The sequence below is a fragment of the Sphingomonas sp. genome (assembly GCF_019635455.1).
Lineage (GTDB): Bacteria > Pseudomonadota > Alphaproteobacteria > Sphingomonadales > Sphingomonadaceae > Sphingomonas.
Window position 1 is genome coordinate 1 of record NZ_JAHBZJ010000006.1, and the last position, 20,090, is coordinate 20,090.

At 66.4% G+C, this 20,090-nt stretch carries 13 protein-coding genes; 8 read left to right on the forward strand and 5 right to left on the reverse strand.

The window, feature by feature from the left end; translation table 11 throughout:
* Positions 1 to 158 precede the first annotated feature (158 nt).
* Positions 159 to 1,400: a threonine synthase gene (locus tag KF783_RS08910; RefSeq protein WP_294078363.1), complete on the forward strand. Its 1,242-nt coding sequence runs from the start codon at positions 159 to 161 to the stop codon at positions 1,398 to 1,400.
* Here KF783_RS08910 and KF783_RS08915 read toward each other — a convergent pair.
* Both KF783_RS08915 and KF783_RS08920 read right to left on the reverse strand, forming a co-directional pair.
* The gene (locus KF783_RS08915; protein ID WP_294078365.1) at positions 1,397 to 2,884 is read right to left on the reverse strand and encodes an MFS transporter; all 1,488 of its coding nucleotides are present in this window, start codon (positions 2,882 to 2,884) and stop codon (positions 1,397 to 1,399) included. The genes KF783_RS08910 and KF783_RS08915 overlap by 4 nt on opposite strands.
* A 20-nt stretch (positions 2,885 to 2,904) precedes the next feature.
* Positions 2,905 to 3,933 (reverse strand): LacI family DNA-binding transcriptional regulator, encoded by a 1,029-nt coding sequence (locus KF783_RS08920; RefSeq protein WP_294078367.1) that lies wholly within the window; start codon positions 3,931 to 3,933, stop codon positions 2,905 to 2,907.
* 232 nt (positions 3,934 to 4,165) lie between these two features.
* Between KF783_RS08920 and KF783_RS08925 the strand changes: the two genes are divergently transcribed.
* The 5 genes from KF783_RS08925 (at position 4,166) to KF783_RS08945 (ending at position 13,983) form a co-directional block, all read left to right on the forward strand.
* On the forward strand, positions 4,166 to 6,889 hold the full coding sequence (locus KF783_RS08925) for a TonB-dependent receptor (protein ID WP_294078369.1): 2,724 nt from the start codon (positions 4,166 to 4,168) through the stop codon (positions 6,887 to 6,889).
* 75 nt (positions 6,890 to 6,964) lie between these two features.
* Positions 6,965 to 8,476, forward strand: a complete 1,512-nt coding sequence (locus KF783_RS08930; protein WP_294078371.1) for a tryptophan halogenase family protein — start codon at positions 6,965 to 6,967, stop codon at positions 8,474 to 8,476.
* Entirely contained in the window at positions 8,476 to 10,299 is a 1,824-nt protein-coding gene (locus tag KF783_RS08935) for an alpha-amylase family glycosyl hydrolase (protein ID WP_294078663.1), read from the forward strand. The genes KF783_RS08930 and KF783_RS08935 overlap by 1 nt, the downstream gene beginning before the upstream one ends.
* The gene (locus tag KF783_RS08940; protein ID WP_294078373.1) at positions 10,296 to 11,918 is read left to right on the forward strand and encodes an alpha-glucosidase; all 1,623 of its coding nucleotides are present in this window, start codon (positions 10,296 to 10,298) and stop codon (positions 11,916 to 11,918) included. The genes KF783_RS08935 and KF783_RS08940 overlap by 4 nt, the downstream gene beginning before the upstream one ends.
* 16 nt (positions 11,919 to 11,934) lie before the next feature.
* Positions 11,935 to 13,983 carry a glycoside hydrolase family 97 protein gene (locus KF783_RS08945; protein WP_294078375.1) on the forward strand — a complete coding sequence of 683 codons (2,049 nt, stop codon included), beginning with the start codon at positions 11,935 to 11,937 and terminating at the stop codon, positions 13,981 to 13,983.
* A gap of 37 nt (positions 13,984 to 14,020) precedes the next feature.
* Here KF783_RS08945 and KF783_RS08950 read toward each other — a convergent pair whose 3' ends face one another.
* A complete protein-coding gene (locus tag KF783_RS08950; protein WP_294078376.1) occupies positions 14,021 to 14,563 on the reverse strand; it encodes a rhodanese-like domain-containing protein in 543 nt (180 codons plus the stop codon).
* A gap of 94 nt (positions 14,564 to 14,657) precedes the next feature.
* Between KF783_RS08950 and KF783_RS08955 the strand changes: the two genes are divergently transcribed.
* Both KF783_RS08955 and KF783_RS08960 read left to right on the forward strand, forming a co-directional pair.
* Positions 14,658 to 16,070 carry an amino acid permease gene (locus KF783_RS08955; protein WP_294078377.1) on the forward strand — a complete coding sequence of 471 codons (1,413 nt, stop codon included), beginning with the start codon at positions 14,658 to 14,660 and terminating at the stop codon, positions 16,068 to 16,070.
* Positions 16,067 to 16,942: an S-methyl-5'-thioadenosine phosphorylase gene (locus KF783_RS08960; protein ID WP_294078379.1), complete on the forward strand. Its 876-nt coding sequence runs from the start codon at positions 16,067 to 16,069 to the stop codon at positions 16,940 to 16,942. The genes KF783_RS08955 and KF783_RS08960 overlap by 4 nt, the downstream gene beginning before the upstream one ends.
* Positions 16,943 to 16,946: 4 nt before the next feature.
* Here KF783_RS08960 and KF783_RS08965 read toward each other — a convergent pair whose 3' ends face one another.
* Positions 16,947 to 19,520, reverse strand: coding sequence for an HWE histidine kinase domain-containing protein (locus tag KF783_RS08965; RefSeq protein ID WP_294078380.1), 2,574 nt, complete (start codon positions 19,518 to 19,520; stop codon positions 16,947 to 16,949).
* Positions 19,495 to 20,052, reverse strand: a complete 558-nt coding sequence (locus tag KF783_RS08970) for a biliverdin-producing heme oxygenase (protein WP_294078381.1) — start codon at positions 20,050 to 20,052, stop codon at positions 19,495 to 19,497. Before KF783_RS08970 ends, KF783_RS08965 begins: the two co-directional genes overlap by 26 nt.
* Positions 20,053 to 20,090 lie beyond the last annotated feature (38 nt).

Consider the following 20,090-nt stretch of genomic DNA (forward strand, 5'->3'; position numbering starts at 1 on the left):
GGGTGGAGCAGCCCGGTAGCTCGTCAGGCTCATAACCTGAAGGTCGTTGGTTCAAATCCAACCCCCGCAACCAATCACTCGACAAAGCCGCCTTCGGGCGGCTTTTTGCGTTTCCGGCGCGCTGGATCGCGGGACGCGGGCGGGCTAACGCGATCGGCATGCGCCACGACGATAACCTCACCGCCCCCCGCCGGACCTTCGTCACCCATCTCGAATGCGCGATGACGGGCGCGTGCTATGACGCCGACCGGCTCCACGGGCTTTCGCAGGCGGGTCGCCCGCTTCTCGTCCGCTACGACCTTGCGGGCGTGGGCGCGGCGCTGTCGCCCGCGGAACTGGCCGCGCGGCCGGCAGATCTGTGGCGCTACCGCGAATTGCTGCCCGTGCGGAACGCGGCGAACATCGTCAGCCTGGGTGAAGATGCGACGCCGATCGTCCCGCTTCCCCGCGTCGGTCGGGGTGCCGGCGCGGCGGACCTGTGGGTCAAGGATGAGGGGCGCCTGCCCACCGGTTCGTTCAAGGCGCGTGGCCTGGTCATGGCACTGTCGATGGCGAAGGAGCTTGGCGTCACGACGATCGCGATGCCGACCAACGGCAATGCCGGCGCGGCGGCCGCCGCTTATGCCGCCCGGGCGGGGATTGAGGCGGTGATCTTCTGTCCCGACGACACGCCGGAAATCAACGTGCGTGAGATCGCGGCGCTCGGCGCGCGTGTCTATCGCGTCAACGGGCTGATCGACGATTGCGGCAAGCTGGTCGCGGCGGGGAAGGAGGCGAACGGATGGTTCGACCTCTCGACGCTCAAGGAACCCTATCGGATCGAGGGCAAGAAGACGATGGGCCTCGAACTCGCCGAACAGCTTGGCTGGCAATTGCCCGACATCATCTTTTATCCCACCGGCGGCGGCACCGGCCTGATCGGCATGTGGAAGGCATTTTCCGAGATGGAGGCGCTCGGCTGGATCGGTGCGAAGCGCCCGCGCATGGTGGCGGTGCAGGCCGAGGGGTGCGCCCCGATCGTGCGCGCCTGGGAAGAGGGCGCGCGCCACGCGACCCGCTGGGAGGATGCGCACACCGTCGCCGCAGGGATCCGCGTGCCACAGGCGGTGGGCGATTTCCTCATCCTCGACGCGGTCCGCGAAAGCGGCGGTTTCGCGATGGCGGTTGGCGATGCCGCGATCCTCGAAGCGGTCGAGGATGCCGCGCGGCTCGACGGCATGCTGCTCTGTCCGGAAGGCGGTGCGACGCTCGCGGCGTGGCGGCGCGCGATCGCCGAGGGCCTGGTTTCGCCCGACGAACGCGCGCTTCTGTTCAATTGCGCCACCGGCCTCAAATATCCGATGGAGGATCGCTCGCGCCTGCTCGACCGGCACGCACCAATCGATTTCGCCGCGCTTTAACGCGCGTCCTTCACCCACAACATCGCGATCGCGGCGGCAACCAATGTGGCCGCGGCAAAGGCCATGGTCCAGATCGGCTCCTGCGGGAAGAAGTGCTTCATGATCGATCCCATCACCGTCGCGACGAGCAGTTGCGGCACGACGATGAAGACGTTGAACAGCCCCATGTAAACGCCCAGCTTCGCCTGGGGCAGGCTGGAGGCGAGGATGGCATAGGGCATGGCCAGGATCGACGCCCAGGCGATTCCGACGCCGATCTCGCTGACGATCAGCCAGTGTGGATCATGGATGACGAAGAAGCTGCCATAGCCCGCCGCACCGCACAGCAGGCCGACGATATGCGTGCGCGCCTTGCCGATGCGCGCGGAGAGGAGCGGGAGCAGCGTCAACGCGGCGACGGCGGCGACCCCGTTATAGACGGTGAACAGCACCCCGACCCAGTTCGCCCCCTCCTGAAAGCGCGGATCGCTCGCGTCCGCCGCGCCGTAAAAATATTGGGCGACCACCGGGGTCGTGTTGATCCACATGATGAACAGCGCCGACCAGCTGAAGAACTGGGCGACGGCGAGCCGCTTCATCAGCGTCGGCATGCCGGAAAAATCGCCGACGATGTGGCTCAGCATGTTGGCCGTCCGCCCGCTCCGCGCCAGCCCACGGGCGGTCAGGCTGGCAATGCCATAGGCCGCCAGCAGGCCGCCGAGCAGATACATCTCCTTCTCAAGGTCCAGCCACAGGACAAGAAGGGTGACCGCCAGGCCCCCGCCGATCCAGGCAAGCCCGCCGACCGGTCCGCGTGTCGCCAGCGCCCGCATCGCCGCGCCGCCGTCATCGGCCTCGCGCCCGTCGAACGCCGCCATTTCGTCCGGCGCATATTCGCGGGTCGATACCACCGTCCACAACACGGCGAGGAACAGCGCGCCGCCGCCGAACCAGAAGGCATAGCGGACCGTATCCGGAATGGTCCCGACCGGTGCCGCGTTCGACACGCCCAGATGTTCGAGCGCCCATGGAAAGATCGATCCGACCACCGCGCCCGCGCCGATGAACGCGGTTTGCACCGCATAGCCGGCGCTGTGCTGGTCCTTGCGCAGCATGTCGCCGACAAAGGCGCGGAACGGCTCCATCGAAATGTTGAGCGACGCGTCGAGCAGCCAGAGCATTATCGCGGCAAAGAGCAGGACATGCGCCAGCGGCATCGCGAACAGCGCAAGTGCGGCCAGAATCGCCCCGGCCAGGAAATAGGGCCGTCGTCGCCCCAGCCGGCCCAGCCACGTGCGGTCGCTCATATGGCCGATCACCGGCTGGATCAAAAGGCCGGTCAGCGGCGCGGCGATCCACAGCGCGGGCAGATTGTCGATCTCGGTCCCCAGCGACTGGAAGATGCGACTCATATTGGCGTTTTGCAGGGCAAAGCCGATCTGGATGCCGAAGAATCCGAACGAGATGTTCCACAGGCCGGCAAGGCCCTGGCGCGGTTTTTCCATGTAAGTTCCTCGGTTCGGGTTCAGGCGGGCGCGCCGCACGATCGACGCACGATCAGGCGCGCGGGCAACAGGATGTCATGGACCCGCTCTTCGCGGATGCGGCCGAGCAGCGTTTCGACAAGCGTGCGGCCGGCCGCGCGCGTATCCTGCATGACCGTGGTGAGCGGTGGGTTGGTGAAGCTCGCCGGGGCGATATCGTCGAAGCCGACCACCGCGACATCCTCGGGTACGCGGCGCCCGCTCGCGCTGAGCGCGCGCATCGCGCCGATCGCGATCAGGTCGCTCGCCGCCAGGATCGCGTCGAAGGTTTCGCCGCTCGCGATCAACGCTTTGGCAGCGGCGGCGCCGGCTTCTTCCGATGTGATCGCGTCGAACAGCAGCCGCGCGCGCGGAATGATCCCCGCTTCCTTCAGGGCGGCGACATGGCCGCGATAGCGGTCGTGAAATTCGGGATAGTGGCTCGATGCGGTGCCGAGAAAGGCAATGTTGCGCCGGCCGAGGCCGATCAGGTGCCGGGTCGCCTCGCGCCCGCCACCATGATTGTCGCATCCCACCGTCAGGCCGATCCGCTCCGACTGGACCGACCCCCAGCGCACGAAATGCGTCCCCTGCGCGATCAGTTCGGCCAGCTTCCCCCGATACAGCTCATAATCGCCATAGCCGAGCAGGATCAGCCCGTCCGCACGGCGCGAATCCTCATATTCCTGATGCCAGTCGCTGCCCAGCTGCTGGAACGATACCAGCATGTCCTGCCCGTGATCGGCACAGGCGCGCATGATCGACCCCAGCATCGACAGGAAGAAGGGGTTGATCGCGCTGTCGTCCGTCGTCTCGTCCTGAAAGATCAGCACGGCGAGCGTTTCGGCATGGCGGCTGCGCAGGTTCGACGCCGCCTTGTCGACCCGGTAATTCAGCCGCTGGGCGATCGCCTCGATCCGTTTGCGCGTGGCTTCGTTCACGCCCGGGCCGCCGCGCAGCGCGCGCGATACGGTCGGCTGGGACACGCCGGCCAGATGGGCGATATCGAATGAAGTCGGCTTGCGCTGCATGGCCCGGCGTTCGTCCTCCCGTCCGCGAATGTTTCCCCCGCTGGACCATCCCGGACTTCACTCCACTTCGCCTTCCGCGTCAATGTTGCGCACGGGCCACGCTTTGGGCGTGCGCCAATGAATACGTATTCGGGTCGCTGGCGATCCGGCGCGGTTGCGGGGATTAGGGCGGCAAGGCGCCGCGTCCGGCGCACATATCCGGCGATCATCCAGCCGGGACTGGGGAGGATTTATGCGTCGATTGACCCGTGGCGGCCGTGCCGCCATTTTCCATTTCGCGACCAGCGGCAGCGCGATCGCCGCGTGTCTGGTCCTTGCCGCGCCGGCAATGGCGCAGGACGCGCCGGCCCCTGCCGATGACGGCATGGCGGCGCAGGACAACGGCATCGTCGTCACCGGATTCCGCGCCGCGCTGGAAAGCGCGGTCAGCACCAAGAAGCGCGCCGACCAGATCGTCGAGTCCGTCTCCGCCGAGGATATCGGCAAGCTGCCGGACGCATCGATCGCCGAATCGATCGCGCGCCTGCCGGGCCTGTCGTCGCAGCGGGTCGCGGGACGCGATTCGGTGATCTCGGTCCGTGGCTTCGGTCCCGATTTCGCGACCACCACGCTCAACGGCCGGCTCCAGACCTCGACCAACGACGCGCGCGCGGTCGAATTCGACCAGTTCCCGGCCGAAGTCGTCAATGGCGTCGATATCTACAAGTCGCCCAAGGCGTCGCTGGTCGGCCAGGGCCTCGCCGGGTCGGTCGATATCCGCACGATCCGCCCGCTCAGCGTGTCGAAGAACGTGTTCGCGGTCGGCGCGAAGGGCATCTATGTCGATAATGGCAAGCTGAACCCCGGCTCGCACGACTTCGGCTATCGCCTGAACGCGACCTATATCGGCAAGTTCATGGACGACCGGCTCGGGATCGCGATCTCGGCGGCCTATCTCAACGAGCCGTATCAGGAAAAGGACGAGCGCTCCTGGGGCTATCCGGGCAGCGGCACCGCCGCCGACCCCTATGTGATCGGTGGTCTGGAGAGCAACAACATCTCCACCGATCTCAAGCGGCTGGGCCTGACCGGTACGCTGCAATATGAGTTCACGCCGAACCTGACGCTGACGATCGACGGCTTCTATTCGAACTTCAAGGACAGCCAGACCAAGCGCGGCGTCGAGATTCCGCTCGCCTGGGGCGGCGCGGCGCTGTCCAACGCGACGGTGCAGAACGGCGTCGTCACCGCCGGCACCTTCGCCAACGTCCCCTCGGTCGTGAACAACAAGGCGTATGACAAGAATGCCGACCTTTATTCGGTCGGCGGCAATCTGGCGTGGAAGGGCGACAGCGGCTGGGGCGCGATGGTCGATATCGGCTGGTCGCGCACCGACCGCGTCGAAACCGAGATTCAGACCAATGCCGGCACCGGCCCGGGCGCGGCGGGCGCGAACGACACGATCGCCTTTACCCAGGGTCCGGACGGCATCTTCGTCACCAGCCACCAGATCGATTATTCCAATACCGGCCAGATCTTCATCACCGATCCCAATGGCTGGGGCGGTGGTGCGCCCGGTGGGCGTCAGCACGGCTATCTCAACAACCGCACCGTCGATGACGAAATCCTGCAATTCTCGGGCGAGGTCAGCCGCGAGTTCGAAGGCGCGCCGGTCAGCGCGCTGCACTTCGGCGGCAGCTATGTCAGCCGCGACAAGTCGCTGACCCCCGACGAATATTATCTGCGCATCGCCGGCACGGCGTTGCAGGCGGCGGTTCCCCAGCAATATCTGCTCTCGCCGATCACCAGCTGGGTCGGCCTGGGCAAGGTGCTCAGCTACGACATGCGCGGCATGCTGGCGGGCGGGTTCTTCGACCGCGTGGCGAACACCAGTGAGGGCGTTCGCGCCAAGGCGTTCCAGCTGAGCGAGGATGTCGCGTCCGTCTATGCGATGGCCGACCTTCAGGGGACGTTCGGCGGCGGCACCATCTCGGGCAATATCGGCGTCCGTGCGGAGCATACCGACCAGACCTCGGACGGCTTCATCGTCACCGCGGCGAACGGCATTCAGCCCTATTCGGACGGTGCGAAATTCTGGGACGTGCTGCCCAGCGCCAACGTCTCGTTCCGCTGGGATTCGGGCTTCGTCGTGCGGCTCGCCGCCGCGCGGGAGATCATGCGCCCGCGCATGGACGATATGGCGGCGAAGTTCAGCTATGGCTACGACACCAATCTCGGCATCATTTCGGGAAGCAGCGGCAACCCGCGCCTGCGCCCCTATCGTGCGCTGGCGTTCGACCTGAGCCTCGAAAAATACTGGGGCAACAAGGGCTATGTCGCCGCCCAGTTCTTTTACAAGGCGCTGGATTCCTTCGTCTATCAGGCACAGGCGCCCTATGACTGGAGCGGCTTCCCTAATCCGGGCGTTCCCGGCGGCGGGCCGGTCACCAACCTTCAGGGCGTGATCACCTTCCCGATCAACGGCAAGGGCGGCACGATCTATGGCGTCGAAGTCGCCGGCACGCTGCCGTTCGAAACCTTCGTCTCCGCGCTCGACGGGTTCGGGATCACCGGCGGCGTCAGCTACACGATCCCCGAAGTCGCGCCCAGCCCGGGTGCGGATCCGGAGGATATTCCCGGCTATTCGCGCTGGGTGGCGAACGGCACCGCCTATTTCGAGAAATGGGGCCTGAACGTGCGCGGCTCGATCCGCTACCGCTCGACCTATCGCGGCGATTTCACCACTTTCGACGGCAATCCGGATCGTCGTCGGGTGCGTGGCGAAACGCTGTTCGACGCGCAGATCGGTTATGATTTCCAGCCGGGTAGCGCGCTCGAAGGGCTGTCGGTGTTCGTCCAGGGGCAGAACCTCACCAACGAGCCGTTCGTGTCCTATGACAAGAACAACCCGGTGACGGTGCTGAACTATCAGACCTTCGGGCGCCGCTTCTACCTGGGCGCGACCTACAAGTTCTGATGCTCCTCGTGGCTCCCGCTGCGCTATCGTCGCAGCGGGAGCCGCCCCCGACGGCTCGAGCAGCGGGACAGGATCATGACGCCAAGCAACCGCATCATCGTCGTCGGCGGCGGCACCGCGGGCTGGATGACGGCGGCGGCACTCGCGCGCTTCTGCCATCCGGCGCGCACCGTCACGCTGGTCGAATCGGATGCGATCGGGACGGTCGGCGTCGGCGAGGCGACGATCCCCGCGATCCGCAATTTCAACAACGCGCTCGGTATCGACGAGGCCGCGTTCCTGGCCGCGACCGGCGGCACCTACAAGCTCGGCATCGCGTTCGAGGGGTGGGGCGCCCCTGACGAGGCCTATATGCACGCGTTCGGCGTGGTGGGGCGCGGGCTGGGCCTGCTGCCCTTTCACCATTACTGGCTTCGCGCGCGCGCGGATGGCCTGGCCAAGCCGCTCGGCCACTATGTCTTCAACACGGTGGCGTGCGGTGCCAATCGGTTTGCGCATATCGATCGTGCGGATGACAGCCCGCTTCCCCCGGTCCCCTATGCCTTTCATTTCGATGCCGGGCTGTACGCGAAATTCCTGCGCGGCTTTGCGGAGGCGCGCGGCGTCATCCGGGTCGAGGGGCGGATCGATCATGCCGAACGCAGCGCGACCGGCGACATCGCGGCGGTCGTACTGGACGGCGGAACGCGGGTCGCGGGCGATCTGTTCATCGACTGTTCGGGATTTGGCGGGCTGCTCATCGAACGCGAGATGCAGGCCGGGTTCGAGGACTGGAGCCACTGGCTGCCCTGCGACCGCGCGGTCGCGGTGCCGTGCGAAAGCGTCGCGCCGCTGGTCCCCTATACCCGCTCGATCGCGCGCAGGGGCGGCTGGCAGTGGCGGATACCGTTGCAGCACCGGATCGGCAACGGCCATGTCTTTTCGTCGGCACATCTGAGCGAGGACGAGGCGACGGCGACGCTGCTCGCCAATCTCGACGGGGCGCCGACCGCCGAACCCCGGACGTTGCGGTTCAGCACCGGGAAGCGGCGGCGGGCGTTTGTCGGCAATGTCGTCGCGATCGGCCTGTCGTCCGGCTTTCTGGAGCCGCTCGAATCGACAAGCATCCATCTCATCCAGACCGGAGTGAACCGGCTGCTCGACCTGCTGCCTGCCGGCCCGGTCAGCGCGGCGACGCGCGACGAATATAACCGCCAGTTCGATGCCGAAATGGCGTCGATCCGCGATTTCATCATCCTCCATTATCACGCCAATGGCCGGATCGGCGAGCCGCTCTGGGATCAGGTCCGTGCCATGCCGATCCCCGACAGCCTGACCGAACGTCTCGACCTGTTTCGCGCGGAGGGGCGCATCTTTCGCCGCGGCGACGAGCTGTTCGACGTTCCCGGATGGGTGCAGGTGATGATCGGCCAGGGGGTGATCCCCCGGCACTGGCACCCGATCGCCGATCAGGCCTCTCCGGAAAGCCTGCGCACGTTCCTCGACACGATCGAGGGCGCGTACCTCAAGGATGCCGGGCGGCTGCCCGAACATGCCGCCTATATCGCCCGCTTCGCCCCCATGCCCCCGCAGCAGGAGCCCGTATGATGAGAGTATCCGCCGCCCTGACGACCGCCCTGCTGGCGGCCTGTGCGCTGCCCGCCGCCGCACAACAGGCCGAACCCGCGGAACTTCGCGCGCGCCCGGCGGAGGCTGAAGTCCTCTATTTCCTGTTGCCCGACCGGTTCGAAAACGGCGATCCGTCGAACGATCGCGGCGGGCTGGCCGGCGGACCGTTGCAGACCGGGTTCGATCCGACGCGAAAAGGGTTTTTCCATGGCGGCGATCTGGCCGGCCTGATCCGCAGGCTCGACTATATCCAGGGGCTGGGCGCCACCGCGATCTGGCTGGGTCCGATCTACAAGAACAAGCCGGTCCAGGGCGGTCCGGGCGAGGAATCGGCGGGATATCACGGATATTGGATCACCGATTTCACCCGCGTCGATCCGCATTTCGGGTCGAACGCGGAGATGAAGGCGTTCGTCGATGCGGCGCATGCGCGCGGCATCAAGGTCTATCTCGACATCATCACCAATCACACCGCCGACGTGATCCAGTATCGCGAATGCCCGACGAGCGCGTGCGCATATCGCAGCCGGGCCGACTATCCCTATCAGCGTCGCGGGGGCATCAAGGGCGCGGCGATCAATCCCGGATTCCTGGGCGACAATGTCCAGACCGCGGAGAATTTCGCGAAGCTGACCGATCCGACCTACGCCTATACCCCCTATGTGCCACCGGCGGAGCGCACCGTGAAGGTGCCGGCGTGGCTCAACGACCCGATCTGGTATCACAATCGCGGCAACACGACGTTCAAGAACGAGAGCTCGACGATGGGCGATTTTGTCGGGCTGGACGATCTGATGACCGAAAATCCGCGCGTCCTCGCCGGATTTATCGACATTTACGGCGCCTGGATCGACCGGTTCGGGATCGACGGCTTCCGCATCGATACCGCCCGGCATGTGAACCCGGAATTCTGGCAAGGGTTCACCACGGCGATGCTGGCCCGCGCGGCGGCAAAGGGCATCCCCAATTTCCATATCTTTGGCGAGGTCGCCAATGAAGGGGATGTGGGCGACCTGGCGGTGCATACCCGCGTCCACAAACTGCCCAGCGTGCTCGATTTCGGGTTTCGCGCGGCGGTGCAGGCGACGGTGGCCGGCGACAGGGGGACCGACATCCTTGCCGACCTGTTCGACCGCGATCCGCTTTATGAAGGCGGCGCGGCAGCGGCGTTGCGCCTGCCGACCTTTATCTCCAACCACGATCATGGCCGTTTTTCGACCGATGTGCGCAAGGGGCTGCCGCAGGCGGATGATGCCGAGGTGCTGGCACGCGTGAAGCTGGCGCATGCGATGCTGTTCCTGCTGCGCGGCGTGCCGACCGTCTATGCCGGCGACGAACAGGGATTTGTCGGCGACGGCAACGACCAGGATGCGCGCGAGGACATGTTCGCGAGCCGGGTCGCGGTCTATAACGACAATCGCCTGCTCGGCACCGCGAAGACCACGGCGGTGTCGAACTTCGATCCCACCCATCCGCTCTACGCCGAAATCGCGAAGCTGGCGGCGGTGCGCCGCGCGACCCCGGCGCTGTCGCGCGGGCGCCAGGTGACACGCAATTATGAGGAGACGCCGGGCCTGTTCGCGGTCTCGCGCTTCGATCCCGACAGCGGGCGCGAAGTGATGATCGCGTTCAATACCAGTGGCAAGCCGATTACCCGCCAGGTCGAGGTGGGGGCGGCCGTCACCGGCTTTACCGCGCTGGTCGGCCGCTGTGCGCCGACACCGGCCGCACCGGGCAGCGTTACCGTCACGCTGCCGCCCTTCGGCTATGTCGCCTGCGTGGCGAATGGAGGTGCGAAATGAGCGAAGCCGCTTCGCGCGCCGCCCCCCTCGCCCAGCACGACTGGTGGCGCGGCGCGGTGATCTATCAGATCTATCCGCGCAGCTTTGCGGATTCGAATGGCGACGGGATCGGCGACCTGCCGGGGATCACGGCGCATCTCGATCATGTCGCCGCGCTTGGCGCCGATGCGATCTGGCTCTCGCCCTTCTTCACCTCGCCGATGCGCGATTTCGGCTATGATATTTCGGACTATTGCGACGTCGATCCGATCTTCGGCACGCTCGCCGACTTCGATGCCCTGATCGCGCGCGCGCATGCGCTTGGCCTGCGCGTCATCATCGATCAGGTCTATTCGCATACCTCCGATCAGCATCCCTGGTTCCGCGAGAGCCGGTCGGATCGGACCAATCCGCGCGCCGACTGGTATGTATGGGCCGATGCAAAGGCGGACGGGTCGCCGCCCAGCAACTGGCAATCGGTGTTCGGCGGTCCGGCCTGGACCTGGGACGCGCGGCGGGGCCAATATTATCTGCACAATTTCCTGACCGAACAGCCCGACCTCAACCTGCACAACCCGCAGGTGCAGGACGCGGCGCTGGCGGCGGCCAAATTCTGGCTCGACCGCGGGGTCGACGGGTTCCGCGTCGATGCGATCAACTTCGCGATGCACGATCCGCTGTTGCGCGACAATCCGCCGGCGACGGATGGCGGCCCGCGTACCCGGCCGTTCGATTTCCAGCAGCATCTCTACAATCAGAGCCATCCGGATATCGTCCGGTTCCTGGAACGGCATCGCGCGCTGACCGACGGCTATGGCGGCCGGTTCACCGTCGCCGAAGTCGGCGGCCCGACGCCCGAGGCAGAGATGCACGCCTTCACGCGCGGCGACACCCGGCTCAACAGCGCATATGGGTTCGACTTTCTCTATGCGGACCGGCTGACACCCGCGCTGGTGCGCAAGGCGGTGGAGACCTGGCCCGACACGCCGGGGACCGGCTGGCCGAGCTGGGCATTCGAAAATCACGATGCGCCGCGCGCCATTTCGCGCTGGATCGATCCGCAGCATCGCGACGCCTTCGCGGCGATGAAGATGCTGCTGCTGATGAGCCTGCGCGGCAACGCCATCCTGTATCAGGGGGAGGAGCTGGGCCTGACCCAGGTCGAGATCCCGTTCGAGCGGCTTCAGGACCCCGAAGCGATCGCCAACTGGCCGCTGACGCTCAGCCGCGATGGCGTGCGCACGCCGATGCCGTGGCAGGCCGATGCGCCGGCGCTGGGGTTCAGCACGGGCGATCCGTGGCTGCCGCTCGGCGCCGACCACGCCGCGCTGGCGATCGACCGGCAGGCGGGAGACCCCGGCTCGCTCCTCAACCTGACGCGCGATCTGGTCGCGTTGCGCGCCGCCAATCCGGCGCTGCGTGCCGGAGCGATGCATGTGGAGCATGCGACCGACGCGCTGCTCGTCTTTACCCGGAGCGGGGACGGGCAATCGCTGCTCTGCGCCTTCAATCTGGGTGCCGGGCCGCTCGACTGGAGGCCGGCCCAGCCCGATCGCTATCGCGTGCTGCGCGCCGTGGGTGGTGCCGATCAGGACGGCCTGCCCGCCTATTCGGGCCTGCTGCTCGCACAGATCGCCTGAACCAAGGGAGCATAGGATGCGCATGTTTTTCGCCATCGCGGCGCTGGCCGTGACCGCCCTCGCCACGCCGGCGACCGCCCAGGACAATGTCCGTGACGCGAGCGCATCGTCGCCCGACGGCACGATCCGCGTCACCCTCTCGACCGATGGCGAGGGGCGGCCGCTCTATGCCGTCACGCGCGACGGCAAGCCGCTGATCGCGCCCTCGCGCCTTGGCTTCCTCCTCGCCGACGCGCCCAAGCTCGAACGGCATTTCCGGATCGAAAGCGCAAAGACCAGCAGCTCCGATTCGACCTGGGAACAGCCCTGGGGCGAATGGAAGACGGTGCGCGATCGCCACACCGAATTGCGGATCCGGCTGAAGGAAACGACGGCGCTCGCCCGGGTGATGGACGTCGTGTTCCGCATCTTCGACGACGGCATCGGCTTTCGCTACGAATTTCCCCAGCAGGCCAATCTCAAGACGCTGAACATCGCCGACGAACTGACCGAATTCGCGGTGGCGAGCGACGGCACCGCCTGGTGGATTCCCGCCGGCGAGTGGAACCGCTACGAATATCTCTACAATCGCACGCCGGTGAGCGCGGTGGCGCAGGCGCATACCCCGATCACGATGAAGCTGGCCGACGGCACCCACCTCGCCTTTCACGAGGCGGCGCTGGTCGATTATTCGGCGATGTGGCTGCGCCGGGTTGAGGGGACGCGGTTCCGCGCGACGCTGGCCCCGGCCTCTTCGGGGCCGCGGGTGGTGCGCGACACGCCGTTCGTCACGCCATGGCGCACCGTGCGGATCGCGCCGGATGCGCCACATCTTTATATGTCCCAGCTCGAACTCAACCTCAACGAACCCAACAAGCTGGGCGATGTCAGCTGGTTCAAGCCGAGCAAATATGTCGGCGTGTGGTGGGAAATGCACCTCGACAAGGCGACGTGGAGCACCGGTCCCCGGCTGGGCGCGACCACCGCGAACGTGAAGCGCTATATCGATTTCGCGGCAAAGAACGGTTTTCGCGGCGTGCTGGTCGAAGGGTGGAATGTCGGGTGGGACGGTGACTGGTTCGACGGCGGCGACGCGTTCGACTTCGCCAAGCCGGTGCCGCAATTCGATATGGAGGCGCTGTCGCGCTATGCCGCCGCAAAGGGCGTGCATCTGATCGGCCATCATGAGACCGGGGGATCGGCGAGTCATTATGAGCGGCAGCTCGACGCCGCCTATCGCTATGCCGCCGCGCACGGCATTGAGGTGGTGAAGACCGGCTATGTCACCGATGCTGGACAGATCGATCGCATCTGGCCCGACGGCCATGTGACGCAGGAATGGCATGACGGCCAGTTCATGTCGCGCCATCACCTGAAGGTCGTCGAAACGGCGGCGAAATACCATATCGCGGTCAACCCGCACGAACCGATCAAGGATACCGGCCTGCGCCGCACCTATCCCAACTGGGTCAGTCGCGAGGGTGCGCGTGGCCAGGAATATAACGCCTGGGGCAATCCCAAGAACCCGCCCGAGCATGAGGCGAACCTGTTCTTCACCCGGATGCTCGCCGGTCCGTTCGATTTCACGCCGGGCGTGCTGAGCCTGGAGGGCAAGGGTGGCACGCCGATCCTGTCGACCGCGGCCAAGCAGCTGGCGCAATATGTCGTCCTGTATTCGCCGATCCAGATGGCGGCGGACCTGCCGGAAAACTACGCGAAATATCCCGGCGCGTTCCAGTTCATCAAGGACGTGCCGACCGACTGGTCGGATACGGTCGTACTGGCGGGCGAGGTGGGCGACTATGTCGCGGTCGCGCGCAAGGATCGCGCCGGCGCCGACTGGTATATTGGCGCGGTGACCGACGAGACGGCGCGCACGGTCGAACTGAAGCTCGACTTTCTCGACCCCGGCCGCAGCTATGAGGCGCAGATCTATCGTGACGGCGACGGCGCCGATTACCGCACCGGCACGCGTCACGCGATCGCGATCGAAAAGAAGCGCGTGAAGCGCGGGGAGACGATCAGGCTGTGGATGGCGCCGGGGGGCGGTGCGGCGATCCGCTTCGCGGCTTCTCCCAGAGGTTGAAGCTCGGCAGCACGTCGGTCGGACTGTAGGGCGGGGTTCAGGCGCGAACCCAGCCGACCTCGGGATCGTTGAAGTCGACCACATCCGCCAGCTCCCAGACGTTCGAATAGCCATAGCCGACCAGGTTGATGAACGTCTGGATATTGAGCGCCAGCGACCGTGCCTTGACCGGCACCGGGCGGCGATTGTTGCGGAAATTGTTGTTGCAATAGATCAGGATGCGGCGGCCGCTATCCGCGCCAATCGTCTTTGCGAGCGAGCCGGCATGGAAATCGGGCAGCGGCAGGTTCACCGCGCCGCCGATATGACCTTCGCGAAAGGCGGTTTCCGACCGTGCGTCGAGCAGCAGCGTCCCCGCCTCCTTCGCTTCCCGGGCGAAACGGTCGAACGGCAACAGCCGTTGCGCGCGCAATGCCCGCACGTCGCCGGTCAGCTGCTGAAACCCGCGATAGTCGATCTGGGGATTGCCGCCATCGCGCGCCTGTGCGGGAGGGCGCGGTTGCGTTTGCGGGGCGCTGCGGGCGAGCGCGGGCGCGGTGGCGCCGGCGCCGAACAGGGTGAGGAACAGGCGGCGGTGCATGGCGATCCCTTTGTCGTTGCCGGGCGTCCGGCGGATGAACCGTTGACGCGCGCCGGGTCGCGGCGCACCGTCGATCTAACGCAAGGGGGGACGCATGGCCGACGGACTGTTTCGTACGAAGATCGTGAAGGGTGCGGAGGAACATGCGCCCGAACACCGGCTGGCGGCGACGCTCAGCTGGCCCCATCTGATCGCACTGGGGGTCGGCGCGATCGTCGGCACCGGCATCCTGACGCTGATCGGCGTCGGCGCGGGCAAGGCGGGGCCGGCGGTGATCCTCTCGTTCGTGATCGCCGGCGCGATCTGTGCCTGCGCGGCGCTGGCCTATGCCGAAATGGCGACGATGATGCCGGCCTCGGGCAGCGCCTATACCTATAGCTATGCGGTGCTGGGGGAGATCATCGCCTGGGTCGTCGGCTGGTCGCTGATTCTCGAATATTCGCTGGTGGTCAGCGCGGTGGCGGTCGGCTGGTCGGGCTATGCCGCGCCGCTGCTACAGGGGTGGCTGGGCGTGCCGATGTCCGTGATGGAGGGGCCGCATGCCGGCGGCATCGTGAATCTGCCGGCGATCGGCATCATCGCGGTGGTCGCGGGGCTGCTGTCGTTCGGTACGCGGGAAAGCGCGACGCTCAATGCCGGCCTCGTCGTCGTGAAGATCGTGGCGCTCGCGGTCTTCGTCTCGGTCGCGCTTCCCTATTTCGACGCCGCGAATTTCGAACCGTTCGCGCCCTATGGCTTTGCCAAGACGGTGTCGGCGGACGGTGTCGAGCGCGGGGTGATGGCCGCCGCCGCGATCATCTTCTTCGCCTTTTACGGGTTCGATGCGATCTCCACCGCGGCGGAGGAGACGAAGAATCCGGGCCGCGATCTCGCCATCGGCATCGTCGGGTCGATGATCGCCTGTGTCGCGATCTACATGCTCGTCGCGGTCGCGGCGGTCGGCGCGGCATCCTATACCAGCTTCGCCAACAGTCCGGAGCCGCTCGCGCTGATCCTGCGCGAGTTGGGACAGCCGAAATTCGCGACCTTCCTCGCCGTATCGGCGGTCATCGCGCTGCCCACGGTGCTGCTCGGCTTCCTGTTCGGACAGAGCCGCATCTTCTTCACCATGGCGCGCGACGGAATGCTGCCGATTTCGCTCGCCAAGGTGTCGAAGCGCGGGTCGCCGGTGCGCATCACCGTCTTCACCGCGATCATCGTCAGCGTGATCGCCGGGCTGCTGCCGATCGACGAGATCGCCGCGCTCGCCAATGCCGGCACGCTGGCGGCCTTCGCCGCCGTCGCGGTGTGCATGATGGTGCTGCGTCGGCGTGCGCCCGATGCGCCGCGCATGTTCCGCACGCCGCTCTGGTGGCTGGTCGGCGGGATCGCGGTTCTCGGCTGCGCCTATCTCTTCTTCAGCCTGCCGAACAAGACGCAGCTGTGGTTCCTCGGCTGGAACCTGTTCGGTCTTGTCATCTACTTCGCCTATGCCCGCCCGCGGGTAACGGCGAAGGGAGTGGCATGACCGGCTGGCATATCGGAGTCATCGGCGGTTCGGGCCTGTATGGGGTCGATGGGATCGAGGGCGGCGAATGGGTCGATGTCGCCTCGCCCTGGGGCGAACCGTCGGATGCGATCTTTACCGGGCGGCTGGGCGATGTGCGCGTGTCGTTCCTGCCGCGCCATGGGCGGGGACACGGGATCGCCCCGTCCGACCTGAATGCCCGCGCCAATATCGATTGCCTGAAGCGGCTGGGCGTCACCGACATCCTGTCGGTCTCGTCGGTCGGCGGGCTGAGCGAGGCGCGCGCGCCGGGGACCTTCACCATCGTCGATCAGTTCATCGATCGCACGCGCGGCCGTCCATCCAGCTTTTTCGGGACCGGCATGGTCGCCCATGTCTCGATGGCCGATCCGGTCTGCCCGCGCCTGTCACAGCTTGCCGGGGACGCGGCGGAAGCGGCGGGCGCGACCGTGCATCGCGGCGGCACCTGCCTGGTGATGGAGGGGCCGCAATTCTCGACCCGCGCCGAAAGCCACCTCTATCGCAGCTGGGGCTGTTGCGTGATCGGCATGACCGCGATGCCCGAGGCGAAGCTGGCGCGGGAGGCCGAACTGCCCTTCGCGATGATCGGCATGGTCACCGACTATGATTGCTGGCGCGAGGAAGAGGCGGGCGTCGATGTCGCGCAGGTGATCGCACAGCTCTCCGCGAATGCGGCGAATGCGCGCGCGACGGTGCTGAACCTGCTGCGCGCGCTGCCGTCCGAACGGGCGCCCAGCGCGACCGATACCTGCCTCGACACAGCGTTGATCACCGCACCGCCCGCGCGCGATCCCGACCTGCTGGCGCGGCTCGACGCGGTCGCGGGGCGCGCGTTCGCGGCGGGGCGTTAGGCGCTCAGCCCAGCATCTCCGCGAGCGTGCGGGCGATATTCTCGATCGTATAGGGTTTCTGGATCACCTGGCGGCCACGATGCCGGTCGGGAAACTGCGCCTGCTCGCCATATCCGGTGGCGAACATGAACGGGATCTGCCGGTCGAACAGCGCGTCGGCGATCGGAAAGCTGTTGTTGCTGCCCAGATTGATGTCGAGGATCGCGACGCTGGGCGGATTCGCGGTAATCAGGTCGAGCGCGGCATCGACCGACGAGGCGGTCGCGACATCGTCTGCGCCCAGCCGGGTGACGATATCCTCGGCATCCAGCGCGATGATCAGGCTGTCCTCGACCAGCAGGACATTCTGCCCCTTGAGCAGGTCGGCCGGCGGATCCTCCCGATGCCCGGCGGCGGTTTGCGAAAAGCGGATCGCGGGTCCGGTCGATGATCGCGGTTCGGACACGTGGCGGGCGGGAATGCAGAAATCGGCCTCGAACCCGGTTTCGGGATAGCGCGCCTCCGCCTCGCCACCCAGATCATAGGGAAGCGAGCGTTCGATGATCGTGGTCCCAAACCCCTTCCGCGTCGGCTTGACCATCGCCGGGCCGCCAATGTCGCGCCATTGCAGCAACAGGTCGCCCCGCGCGCCGCGGTGCCAGCTGAATTCGACATGTCCCCCCGGGACAGAGAGCGCGCCATATTTGGTCGAGTTGGTGACCAGCTCATGCACCACCAGCGCCATGGTCGAAAAGGCCTGGGGGTTGAGCATCACCGGTTCGCCCTTTGCGTGAATCCGGTCGCCGCCCTCCACAAATGCACCCGATTCCGCGTCGATCAGCGTCTGTAGCGAGGCGGGACCCCAATGATCCTCGGTAATCTGATTGTGCGCGCGGGCGAGCGCATGGATGCGCCCGTCCACGACCTTGACGAAATCGCGCACCGCCTCGTCCTCGGGCTGGGCCTGCCGGATCAGCCCGCGGATCAGGCCCAGGATGTTGCGTACGCGATGATTGAGTTCGGCGATCAGCAGTTCCTGTCGCGCGCTCGCCTGCTGCCGCTCGGCCGATGCCTCGTCGGCGAGCCGCAGCACCACCTCGATCAGCGTCGCGCGCAGCGTTTCGGCAACCCGCATCTCCGACACGGAAAAGGGTTGAGAGCGCCCGCGCACCAGTTCCTTCCATTCCTCGAAGCTCTCGCGCGGGGTCAGGCGCGGGCCGTTGGGGCCATATTCGACCGGCTTGTGCGGATCGCCGGCCCAGCGGATCGAGCGGACCATCTCGGACCGGAACAGCACGACATAATCGCGCGGCGAGCGTGACACGGGAATGGCAAGCAGCCCGGCGGCGGCGCTGGAGAATTTGTCCGCGTCATCGATCAGCGAACCGATATGGTCGGTCGCGAACACCTTCCCCGCCGCGGTCGCGTTGAGCGCGCGGACGATCCGGCGGAACTCCTCGGTCGGCGGGGTGATCCCGGAAAAGGCGTAGCTGCCCGACAGCCAGACGCCGACTCCGTCGGCGGGAATGGCATGAGTCAGAATATCCGCCAGCCAGTCGGGGTCGCGCAGCAGCGCCTCGTCCGATGCGACGGCACCCAGCAACTGGTCCGAAATGTCGCGCGCGCGCCGTTCGAACTCGACCGTCTGTTGCCGTTCGCGGCTCTCCAGGCGCATCGAGAACATCTGGGCGAACAGTTCGGACACCGACCGCCGTTCGAAACTGGGGCAGCGCGGCGAATAATGGTGACAGGCGAACAGCCCCCACAGCTTGCCCTCGACCACGATCGAGATCGACAGCGAGGCATCGACGCCCATGTTTTTCAGGTATTCGATATGGATCGGCGACACCGATCGCAGCAGCGAAAGCGACAGGTCGAGCGGCTCGCCCTTCTCGTCGAGCTGGGGAACGATCGGCACCGGCGCCGCATGGACATCGGCGATCACGCGCAACAGGTTGCGGGTATAGAGGATACGCGCCTGTGCGGGGATGTCGCTGGCGGGATAGTGCAGGCCGAGAAAGCGGCCGATACCCGGCTTGCACGCCTCCGCCACCACCTCGCCCGAGCCGTCGGGCGCGAAACGATAGACCATCACCCGGTCGAATCCGATCAGCGCGCGGACCTGGCGCGCGCCTTCGCGGAAAAAGGCGGTCAGGTCGTCGCACTGGTCCAGCCGCGCGATCATCGACCGCACCGTGCCGGTCACGTCGCCGATCTCGCCGATCGATCGCTCCGCCTCGATCACGATCTGCCCGCGCGAGAGATGGACCGCGACGTCGAACCGCTCGCCGTCGGGAGTCAGTTCGATGCCGAACAATCGCTCGATCGCGTCGGCGCCGCGCAGCATGGCGGTGCGATTGCGCAATTCGTGCATCGCCGGTGCCGTGAATATCTCCGCCAGCGGCAGCCCGATCGCGTTGCCCGGCGACATGCCGATAAAGCCGGCCAGATTCTCGGACGCGCGCGCGATGATCCAGTCGGCGGTCAGGGCGATCAGAAAACCGATCGGCTGGACCGCGCCCAGAATATGGATGGGTTCGCGGTCGCAATTGGTCAGATTGACCGTCGGGGCATCACTCAAAGCAGCTCGTCCTTCCATGCCGCATCGCGCTTTCCTCGAACATCGCGAAGATGCGGCGGGCTGTGTCCGTCGCCGTAGCCCGTTGCCGTTCCGTAACTAACGCGCGATCGAGGATTTGGATCAATCCGCGCCATTTTTCGGCATCCTGGCGCGCGCCCAGAAAGCGGCGGGGCAGCGTGTCGGGGACCGATCGGACCAGCAGCTTGCCCCCCAGTCGCGCGCCTTCAAGGACATAGAGCGCGCCCAGCACCTGCGCCGCGCCGATGAGTTCGGGGGCGGAGAGCGGGGCGGGCAGGGCGGCGCCAAGCTCAGCCAGATCGGCGCGCAGCGCATCGCCGCGCTGCCGCTCCGGCCAATCCGTCACCGGCAGGTCCGGGCAGGCATCGATCGCCGCCTCGACCGGCAGCAACGCCGCGGCCTGCGCGCGCAGAAACGCGGTGTAGGATCCGCGCACGCCCAGCTCGAAGCCGGAAAAGGCCGTATCGACGCGCGCATGGTCGGGCGCGGTCGCCGCACGAAGAATCTGGCGGGCGGAAACGGGGACGTTCATCCGACCGGCTTGTGCCGCAGGCTTCGGCTCCGTCGCAA

Coding starts and splice junctions, on each gene's coding strand:
- KF783_RS08930 (WP_294078371.1), top strand. CDS start 6,965: ATGACGCCAAGCAACCGCATCATCGTCGTCGGCGGCGGCACCGCGGGC.
- KF783_RS08920 (WP_294078367.1), bottom strand. CDS start 3,933: ATGCAGCGCAAGCCGACTTCATTCGATATCGCCCATCTGGCCGGCGTG.
- KF783_RS08945 (WP_294078375.1), top strand. CDS start 11,935: ATGCGCATGTTTTTCGCCATCGCGGCGCTGGCCGTGACCGCCCTCGCC.
- KF783_RS08940 (WP_294078373.1), top strand. CDS start 10,296: ATGAGCGAAGCCGCTTCGCGCGCCGCCCCCCTCGCCCAGCACGACTGG.
- KF783_RS08950 (WP_294078376.1), bottom strand. CDS start 14,563: ATGCACCGCCGCCTGTTCCTCACCCTGTTCGGCGCCGGCGCCACCGCG.
- KF783_RS08970 (WP_294078381.1), bottom strand. CDS start 20,052: ATGAACGTCCCCGTTTCCGCCCGCCAGATTCTTCGTGCGGCGACCGCG.
- KF783_RS08955 (WP_294078377.1), top strand. CDS start 14,658: ATGGCCGACGGACTGTTTCGTACGAAGATCGTGAAGGGTGCGGAGGAA.
- KF783_RS08965 (WP_294078380.1), bottom strand. CDS start 19,520: ATGGAAGGACGAGCTGCTTTGAGTGATGCCCCGACGGTCAATCTGACC.
- KF783_RS08935 (WP_294078663.1), top strand. CDS start 8,476: ATGAGAGTATCCGCCGCCCTGACGACCGCCCTGCTGGCGGCCTGTGCG.
- KF783_RS08925 (WP_294078369.1), top strand. CDS start 4,166: ATGCGTCGATTGACCCGTGGCGGCCGTGCCGCCATTTTCCATTTCGCG.
- KF783_RS08910 (WP_294078363.1), top strand. CDS start 159: ATGCGCCACGACGATAACCTCACCGCCCCCCGCCGGACCTTCGTCACC.
- KF783_RS08915 (WP_294078365.1), bottom strand. CDS start 2,884: ATGGAAAAACCGCGCCAGGGCCTTGCCGGCCTGTGGAACATCTCGTTC.
- KF783_RS08960 (WP_294078379.1), top strand. CDS start 16,067: ATGACCGGCTGGCATATCGGAGTCATCGGCGGTTCGGGCCTGTATGGG.